This is a genomic window from Azospirillum sp. UFLA03-27 (assembly GCF_059803775.1).
Genome location: NZ_JAUQTX010000266.1, coordinates 1 through 8754, shown reverse-complemented (window position 1 = coordinate 8754; position 8754 = coordinate 1). Strand labels below are relative to the sequence as shown.

Here is an 8754-nt window from a genome sequence, read left to right as displayed (position 1 = left end):
AATCGTCGGCAGCGTCAGATGTGTATAAGAGACAGCTGCAAAGCGGGGGGAGGCCGGAAGGGGTGCCCGTTTCAGAACCTTACTTCACCAGCGAACAACCGCTCTTGGCCGGGTCGAGGAACGCCTGCTCGGCCGGGATGGTCTTCACGATCTTGTAGTAGTCCCAGGGAGCCTTGGACTCGCCCGGGGTCTTCACCTGGGCCAGATACATGTCGTGGAACATGCGGCCGTTCGCGGCGATCTTGCCGTTCTTGGTGAACATGTCGCTGACCGTGGTCTCGCGCATCTTGGCGGCGACCTTGTCCGCATCGTCCGAGCCGACGGCCTCGACCGCCTTCAGATAGTGGCGGACGGCGGAGTAGACGCCGGCCTGGACCATGGTCGGCTTGCGGCCAGCCTTGGCCTCGAACTTCTTCGTCCACTCGCGAGTCTGCTCGTCCGTGTCCCAGTAGAAGCCGGTGGTCAGCAGCAGGCCCTGGGAGGCCTGGAGGCCCAGCGCGTGGATGTCGCTGATGAACAGCAGCAGCCCGGCGAGGCTCTGGCCCGACTGGGTGATGCCGAACTCCGACGCCTGCTTGACGGCGTTGGTGGCGTCGCCGCCCGCGTTGGCGAGGCCGATCACGTCGGCCTTCGAGGCCTGGGCCTGAAGCAGGTAGGACGAGAAGTCGGCGTTGCCCAGCGGATGGCGGACGTTGCCCGCGACCTTGCCGTCGAGCTGCTTGACCATCTTCGAGGTCTCATCCTCCAGCGAGTGGCCGAAGGCGTAGTCCGCGGTGATGAAGTACCAGTTCTTCTTGCCCTGTTCGACCAGCGCGCGGGCGGTGCCGGCGGCCATGGCGTAGTTGTCGTAGGTCCACTGGAAGCCGTAGGGGCTGCAGGACTTGCCGCTGAGGTCGGTCGAGCCCGGGCCGGACATCAGGAAGATGCGCTTCTTGTCCTTGGTGATGCCCTGGACGGCCAGCGCCGCGGCGGAGTTCGGCACGTCGGCGATGACGTCCACGTTGCCGGCGTCAATCCACTCGCGCGCCGTGTTGGCGGCGATGTCGGCCTTGTTCTGGTGATCGGCGACGACGATCTCGATCGGCGCGCCGGCGATCTTGCCGCCGAACTCCTCAGCCGCCAGACGAGCGGCGATGGCCGAGCCTTCGCCGGCGAGGTCGGCGTAGATGCCGGACCGGTCGTTCATCACGCCGATCTTGATCACGTTGTTGGAGACCTGGGCGTGCGCGGCCCCGGCGGTCAGCGCCAGCAATGCGGTCCCGCAAAGCAACGTCTTGAGCATTTCGAACTCCCTTCGATTGGCTTTGTTTTGAGTGTGTTCAGCAGAGGGGGGGGGGGTTAACGGGTCAGACACCCAGATAGGTGTGCAGCTTGTCCATGTTCTGGGCGAGCTGGTCGTTGGGGATCATGTCCACGACATGGCCTTCCTCCATCACGTAATGGCGGTCGGCGATGGTCGCGGCGAAGCGGAAATTCTGCTCCACCAAGACGATGGTGAAGCCGCGCTGCTTCAGCTTGCGCACCGCCACGCCGATCTGCTCGATGATGACGGGGGCGAGGCCCTCGGTCGGCTCATCGAGAAGGATCAGGTCGGCGCCGGTGCGCAGGATGCGCGCGATGGCCAGCATCTGCTGCTCACCGCCGGACAAGCGCGTGCCCTGGGTGGTGCCGCGGCCCTGGAGGTTGGGGAACAGCTCGTAGATCTGCGGCACGGTCATGCCACCCGACTTCACCACCGGCGGCAGCATCAGGTTCTCGTCCACGCTGAGCGAGGCGAAGATGCCGCGCTCCTCCGGGACATAGCCGATGCCGAGGCGGGGGATCTTGTGCTGCGCCATGCCGATCAGCTCCTTGCCCTGGAAGCGGATCGAGCCGTTGCGCTTGCCGACGATGCCCATGATCGAGCGCATGGTGGTCGTCTTGCCGGCGCCGTTGCGGCCCAGCAGGGTCACCACCTCGCCCTGGCGCACGTCGATGTTGACGCCGTGCAGCACGTGGCTTTCGCCGTAGAAGGCCTGGAGGTCGCGGATCTCCAGCATCGCGGTCTTCACGGTCGCACCGTCAGGCATGGCCCACCTCACCCGTCCCCATATAGGCTTCCATGACCTGCGGGTTGCGCGATACGACGTCGTATGCGCCCTCGGCCAGGATCTCGCCGCGGCGGAGCACGGTGATGGTGTCCGACAGGTGGGCAACGACCGACAGGTTGTGCTCCACCATCAGAATGGTGCGGTCGGCGGAGACGCGCTTGATGAGGGCGGCGGTGCCCTCGATGTCCTCGTGGCCCATGCCGGCCAGCGGCTCGTCGAGCAGCATCACCTCCGGGTCGAGCGCCAGCGTCGTGGCGATCTCCAGCGCGCGCTTGCGGCCGTAGGGCAGCTCGGCGGCGGTGTGGCCGGCCCAGGGGGTCAGGTTCACCGCCTCGATCAGTTCCTCGGCGCGGTCGTGCAGGTCGTGCAGGCTGGCCTCCGGCTTCCAGAAATGGAAGCTGGTGCCGCGCGGGCGCTGCAACGCGACGCGGACATTCTCCAGGACGCTGAGGTGCGGGAAGACCGCGGAGATCTGGAAGGAGCGCACCATGCCGAGCAGCGCCACGTCGGCGGGCTTCATGGCGGTGATGTCGCGCCCCTTGTAGAGGATCTGGCCGCGCGTCGGCGTCAGGAACTTGGTCAGCAGGTTGAAGACCGTGCTCTTGCCGGCGCCGTTCGGGCCGATCAGCGCGTGGATCGTGCCGCGGCGAACCTGGAGGTTCACCTCCTTCACCGCGATGAAGCCCTTGAACTCCTTCGAGAGTCCGCGCGCTTCCAGAATGATGTCGTCGGCCATGGGTGCCGCTTTTCCCTCCCTGTTCGTCCGCGTCGTCTGCCGGTCCGCGTTTTTGGTTGAGCTGATATAAGCACAGGGCATGCCAATTGTGGGGAAATTCGTTAGTTCATTGAAACTGTTGAATTCATCAAAGGCGGCGACCGCATCGCACGCGGTCCGGAGTGTCAGCTTTCCAGACAGACTGTACCGATCTTCCGACACACCAACGGCGGGATGGGCGGACCGTTCCGGGTTCGATGGCACGCTTTGCGGGCGCCAAATGGCCGCTTGCAAATCGGGGGTCCGCCTGCAATTCTGCGCCCCCGACGGTGCCCCGTCCGCCGTGAAGGCGCGGGGATAATAGGGAATGCGGTGCGGATCCGGATGGGGTCCAAGGCCGCGGCTGCCCCCGCAACTGTATGCGGCGAGTCCGCCTCCGGAAATGCCACGGGCCGACAGGCCGGGAAGGCGGGAGGCGCGGCGACGACCCGCGAGCCAGGAAACCTGCCGCCAGACCGAAACTCATCCAATCCGCCGGGTGTGGCGGAGACAGGGAAACCAGATCATGACGCATCGCGCCGCCCTCCGTCCGTCCGCCGGGAAGACCCCGGCCACCGTCATCACCGGCTTTCTCGGTGCCGGCAAGACGACGCTGATCCGCAGCCTTCTGGAGCAGGCCGGCGGGCGCCGTCTGGCGCTGATCATCAACGAGTTCGGCGATGTCGGCATCGACGGCGAGATCCTGCGCGCCTGCGGCGACCCGACCTGCACCGAGGACGACGTGATCGAGCTGGCGAACGGCTGCCTGTGCTGCACCGTCGCCGACGACTTCGTCCCGGCCATCGAGAAGCTGCTGTCGCGCCCCCAGCCGCCGGAGCACATCATCATCGAGACGAGCGGCTTGGCCCTGCCGAAGCCGCTCGTCCAGGCCTTCCACTGGCCGGCGATCAAGACGCGGGTGACGGTGGACGGGGTGGTCGCGGTGGTCGACGCCGCCGCCGCCGCGGAGGGCCGCTTCGCCCCCGATCCGGCGGCGCTGGCCGCCCAGGCCGCCGAGGCCGGACAGCTCGACCACGAGACGCCGGTGGAGGAGGTGTTCGAGGACCAGCTCCTCTGCGCCGACCTGATCGTGGTGAACAAGACCGATCTGGTCGAGGCCGCCGATCTGGCGAAGGTCGAGGACCTGATCCGCGCCGCCATGGCAGAGGGCGGCATGGCGGCGGGCGGTATTGGGCGCGAGCCCAAGATCCTGCGCGCCAGCAACGGCAAGGTCGATCCGGTGGTGCTTCTCGGCGTCGGGGCCGGGGCCGAGGACGACCTCGCCAACCGCCCCAGCCACCATGACGAGGAGGAGGGTCACGATCACGACGATTTCACCAGCTTCGTCGTGGAACTCGGCCCGCAGCCCGACCCGGCGGCGCTGGCGAAGACGCTGGAGCGGGTCGCCGCCGCCCATGGCGTGCTGCGCCTGAAGGGCTTCATCGACGTGCCGGGCAAGCCGATGCGCCTTCTGGTGCAGGGCGTGGGGACGCGCATCCAGACCCATTTCGACCGCTTCTGGAAGCCCGACGAGCCGCGCCGCAGCCGTCTGGTGGTGATCGGCGAGACGGGCCTGGACCGCGACGCCGTGACCGCGGCGCTGGAGTGATTTTTGGCCTTCACAACCCTCTCCCCTCTGGGGAGAGGGTGGCCCGCAGGGCCGGTGAGGGGGGTGCGCTTACGCCGGACGTTCCGCCACGTGCAACCCCCTTACCCTAACCCTCTCCCCAGAGGGGAGAGGGACATTTCGAAAAGCTCTCGGTCATGCACCTACTCGCCGCCCGCCAGGAAGACCTCGACGCCGGCCCCCAGGCCGTGGATCTGGGGCAGAGCCCGGCGGACCTCGTCGTCCTGTCCTTCTCCGACAGCGACCTGACGGCGCTCGCCGCCTGCTGGAAGCGCCACCGCGACACAATGCCGACCCTCCGGCTGGCGAATCTCGCGCGGCTGGGGCACCCGCTGTCGGTGGACCTCTACGTCGACTCTGTGATCCGCAAGGCGAAGCTGGTGATTCTGCGCCTGCTCGGCGGGGCGGGCTACTGGCGCTATGGGCTGGACCATGTCGCCGCCGCCTGCCGGGAGTCCGGGGTGGCGCTGGCCGTGCTGCCCGGCTGCGCCCAGCCGAACCCCGCCCTGGAGGGCTACGGCACCGTTCCGGCCGAGGCCGCGCAACGGCTGTGGCGCGGTTTTACCGAGGGCGGGCCGGACAACATGGCCAACCTGCTGGCCTACGCCGCCACTCTGAGCGGGCAGGACCGCCCCTGGCGCGAGCCGGCGCCGGTCCCCCGCTTCGGCGTCTATGAGGGCTGGTCCGGCCACGTCACCGGGCCATGCGCGCCGGTCGTCTTCTACCGCTCCCACCTGCTGGCCGGCGATCTGGAACCGGTGCACGCGCTGTGCGACGCGCTGGCCGCGCGCGGCCTCGCCCCGCTGCCGCTGTTCGTGGCGAGCCTGAAGGAGCCGGACTGCGCCGCCTGGATGCGCGCCACCCTGACCGCCCGCGACGCCGCCGTCGTGATGAACCTGACCGGCTTCTCGGCGGCGCGCGAGGACGGGTCGCCGCTGGAGGCCAACGGCACACCGGTGTTGCAAGCGGTGCTGTCCACCACGCCGGAGGAGGGCTGGCGCGGCTCCGCCCGCGGCATGGGGCCGTCCGACCTCGCCATGAACGTCGTGCTGCCGGAGATGGACGGGCGCATCCTGACCCGTGCCATCGCCTTCAAGGCCGAAGGGGCGCTGGACCCCGACCTGGAGTTCGCTCCGACGCTGATTCGCCCGGTGCCCGACCGGGTGGCCTTCGCCGCCAATCTGGCCGCCGCCTGGGTTCGGCTGGGCGCCACCCCGCGGGCCGGGCGCAAGCTGGCGCTGGTGCTGTCCGACTATCCGGGGCCGGGCGGCGGCATCGGCCACGCGGTCGGCCTCGACACCCCGGCGAGCGTCGTCGGCATCCTGGAGCGGCTGCGCGCCGAGGGCTACGCGCTGGACGGGCTTCCCGCCGGGTCCGCCGCCCTGATGGAGACGCTGACCGGCGGGACCACCGCCGCGCTGAGTTTGGAGGACTACCGCCGCCTCGCCCCCGCCGAGGTCCGTGGCCGCATCGCCGCCACCTGGGGCGACGAGGGGGCCGACCCGCATTCCGACGGCACCGCCTTCCGCTTCACGGTGCTGACCTGCGGCAACGTCGCCGTCGCCGTGCAGCCGAGCCGCGGTCACGGCCCGCTGACCACCACCCAGCACCACGACCCGGAGACGCCACCCAGCCACGGCTATCATGCCTTCCACCTCTGGCTCCGCCATGTTCTGGGCGTCCACGCGCTGGTGCAGGTGGGGGCGCATGGGACGCTGGAATGGCTGCCGGGCAAAGCCGTCGCCCTGTCCGCCGACTGCTGGCCGGAGATCGTCGCCGGTCCCCTGCCCTGCCTCTACCCCTTCATCGTCAACAACCCCGGCGAGGGTGCGCAGGCGCGCCGCCGGCTGGGCGCCGTCCTGATCGGCCATCTGACCCCGCCGCCGGTCGAGGCCGGGCTGCACGGCGACCTTGCCGCGCTTGAAACGGCCATCGACGAATACTCGATGGCGACTGGGCTGGACCCGCGGCGTCTGGGCACGCTGCGGCAGACCATCCTGGACCTCGCCTGGAGTTCCGGCGTCGCCGCCGACTGCAACCTCCGGCCCGACGACGACCCCGACGCCATCCTCAGCCGCCTCGACGCCCATCTCTGCGACATCAAGGAGATGCAGATCCGCGACGGGCTGCATGTCTTCGGCACCACGCCGGAGCCGGAGCGCCGCGCCCGCCTGCTCGCCGCCGTCGCCCGCTTCGGCAAAGCGGAGGAGGTCTCCCCGGCGCTGGACGCCTGCGGCGAAGCCGAGATGGCCGCCTTGCTGGACGGGCTGGACGGGCGCTTCGTGAGACCCGGCCCCGGCGGTTCCCCGGCAAGGGGGCGGGCCGACACGCTGCCCACCGGACGGAACCTCTACGCGCTCGACCCGCGCGGCGTGCCGACGCCGACCGCCTGGACGCTGGGCTGGCAGGCGGCGGACGCGCTGATCACCCGCTACCTGCAGGACCACGGCGACTGGCCGAGGCGGCTGGTGGTGGATTGCTGGGGCACGCCGGCCATGCGCACCGGCGGCGACGAGTTGGCCCAGGCCATGGCCCTGCTCGGCGTGCGCCCTCTGTGGGAGAACGGCTCCGGCCGGGTCACCGGCTTCGAGGTGATGCCGGCCTCCGTCCTCGGCCGTCCGCGCGTGGACGTGACTCTGCGCATCTCCGGCCTGTTCCGCGACGTCTTCCCGCAGCAGATCGCCCTGTTCGATCAGGCCGTCCGCGCCGTGATGGCGGAGGACGAGCCCGACGACGTGAACCCCGTCGCCGCCGCGCTCCGCACCGACCGCGCTGAATTGGAAACCGGCGGCACCCCGGCGGCGGAGGCGGAGCGCTGGGCCAGCGCGCGGGTCTTCGGCGCGGCCCCCGGCGCCTACGGCACGGCGCTGCCCGGCCTGATCGCACGCGGCGACTGGGCCGCGCGGGCCGACTTCGGCGCCGCCTATCTGGAGGGAAGCTGCCACGCCTACGGCAAGGGGCTGGAGGGCGTGCCGCTGCCCAGCCTGTTCCGCCGCCGCATCGGCGGGGCCGACGCGCTCGTCCACCACCAGGACCAGCGGGAGCATGACCTGCTCTCCACCGACGGCTTCATGCAGTATGAGGGCGGATTCTCCGCCGCTGCCGCCTTGGTCGACAACGACCCGGCGCTGTACCATCTCGACAGCTCGGAGCCGGAGAGCCTGACCGTCCGCACGCTGGGCGAGGAGATCGCCCGCGTCCTGCGCGGCCGGGCGGCCAACCCGCGCTGGATCGACGGAATGATGCGCCACGGTTACCGCGGCGCCGGGGAGCTGGCGGCGAGCGTGGACACGCTGTTCGCCTTCGCCGCAACCACCACGGCGGTGCGGCCCCATCATTTCGAACAGTTGTACGACGCCTATGTGGACGACCAGCAGGTGTGGGACTTCCTGGCACAGTCCAATCCGGCCGCCGCCCGGCATATCCTGGACCGGTTGACCGAGGCCCTGGAGCGCGGTCTCTGGCACCCACGCCGCAATTCGACGGGCGACGATCTGCGCCGCCGCAAGGAGATGTCCGCATGAGCGCGATCACCCAACTCCGCAATCCACCCCGCCGGCGCGGCACGTGCCCCGGCGTGCTCGCCCCCATGGAGGTCGGCGACGGTCTTCTGGTCCGCGTGCGCGTTCCGGCGGGTGTGCTTCCCGCCGCCTCGGCGAAGCGGATCGCGGAGCTGGGGCGGCGTTACGGCAACGGTCTGGTCGACCTCAGCCACCGCGGCAACCTGCAACTGCGCGGCGTCGCCACGGCGGACATGGCGGCGCTGATCGCGGAGCTTCGCGCGCTCGGCTACGTCTCGGAGGACGCGGAGAGCGAGGCGGTGCGCAACGTGCTGACCTCCCCGACCGCCGGGCTGGACGGGACGGCGGTGCTGGACGTGCGCCCCTACGCCCTGGCGCTCGATGCCCGGCTGGCGGCCGACCGTGACCTCCAGCGGTTGCCCCCGAAATTCGGCTGGCTGGTCGACGGCGGCGGGCAGGCCACCCTGTTCGACAGCGGCACCGACGTGCGCTTCGACGCGGTGGCAGGGGCGGTGGCAGGGACGGTGGACGGGCCGCTGTTCCGCGTCGGGCTGGGCGGAACGTTGGAGGGGACCGCGCTGCTGGGCCACTGCCGCCCGGACGATCTGGTCGAGCTTGCGGCGGCGTTGGCGCGGACTTTCCTGGAGCTTCGCCAGACCCTGGCCGAACCGCCACGGCGCATGGCCGGGCTGGTCAAGGCGCTGGGGGTGGAGGTGTTGAGCTGTCTCTTATACACATCTGACGCTGCCGACGATTATACGC

The 8754-nt window shown here is 69.9% G+C and carries 6 protein-coding genes and 1 riboswitch; of the genes, 3 read left to right on the top strand and 3 right to left on the bottom strand.

Going from position 1 to position 8754, the window contains the following annotated elements; translation table 11 throughout:
* Positions 1 to 79 precede the first annotated feature (79 nt).
* The 3 genes from Q4I23_RS27350 to Q4I23_RS27340 form a co-directional block, all read right to left on the bottom strand.
* The gene (locus Q4I23_RS27350) at positions 80 to 1282 is read right to left on the bottom strand and encodes an ABC transporter substrate-binding protein (protein WP_454017582.1); all 1203 of its coding nucleotides are present in this window, start codon (positions 1280 to 1282) and stop codon (positions 80 to 82) included.
* A 64-nt stretch (positions 1283 to 1346) separates the two neighbouring features.
* Positions 1347 to 2069: an ABC transporter ATP-binding protein gene (locus Q4I23_RS27345; RefSeq protein WP_145690030.1), complete on the bottom strand. Its 723-nt coding sequence runs from the start codon at positions 2067 to 2069 to the stop codon at positions 1347 to 1349.
* Complete coding sequence (locus tag Q4I23_RS27340; RefSeq protein WP_040134438.1) at positions 2062 to 2826, bottom strand: ABC transporter ATP-binding protein; 765 nt, start codon at positions 2824 to 2826, stop codon at positions 2062 to 2064. The genes Q4I23_RS27345 and Q4I23_RS27340 overlap by 8 nt, the downstream gene beginning before the upstream one ends.
* 289 nt (positions 2827 to 3115) lie before the next feature.
* Positions 3116 to 3331: riboswitch (cobalamin riboswitch) on the top strand.
* Between the two features lie 39 nt (positions 3332 to 3370).
* On the opposite strand from Q4I23_RS27340, the gene cobW reads away from it, so the two are divergent.
* The 3 genes from cobW to Q4I23_RS27325 all read left to right on the top strand — a co-directional run.
* Complete coding sequence (gene cobW, locus Q4I23_RS27335) at positions 3371 to 4453, top strand: cobalamin biosynthesis protein CobW (RefSeq protein WP_498528297.1); 1083 nt, start codon at positions 3371 to 3373, stop codon at positions 4451 to 4453.
* A gap of 155 nt (positions 4454 to 4608) precedes the next feature.
* Positions 4609 to 7995, top strand: coding sequence for a cobaltochelatase subunit CobN (gene cobN / locus Q4I23_RS27330; protein ID WP_498528296.1), 3387 nt, complete (start codon positions 4609 to 4611; stop codon positions 7993 to 7995).
* Positions 7992 to 8754 (top strand): ferredoxin-like domain-containing protein (locus tag Q4I23_RS27325; RefSeq protein WP_498528295.1); only part of this gene is annotated, 763 nt, incomplete at its 3' end. The genes cobN and Q4I23_RS27325, both read left to right, overlap by 4 nt.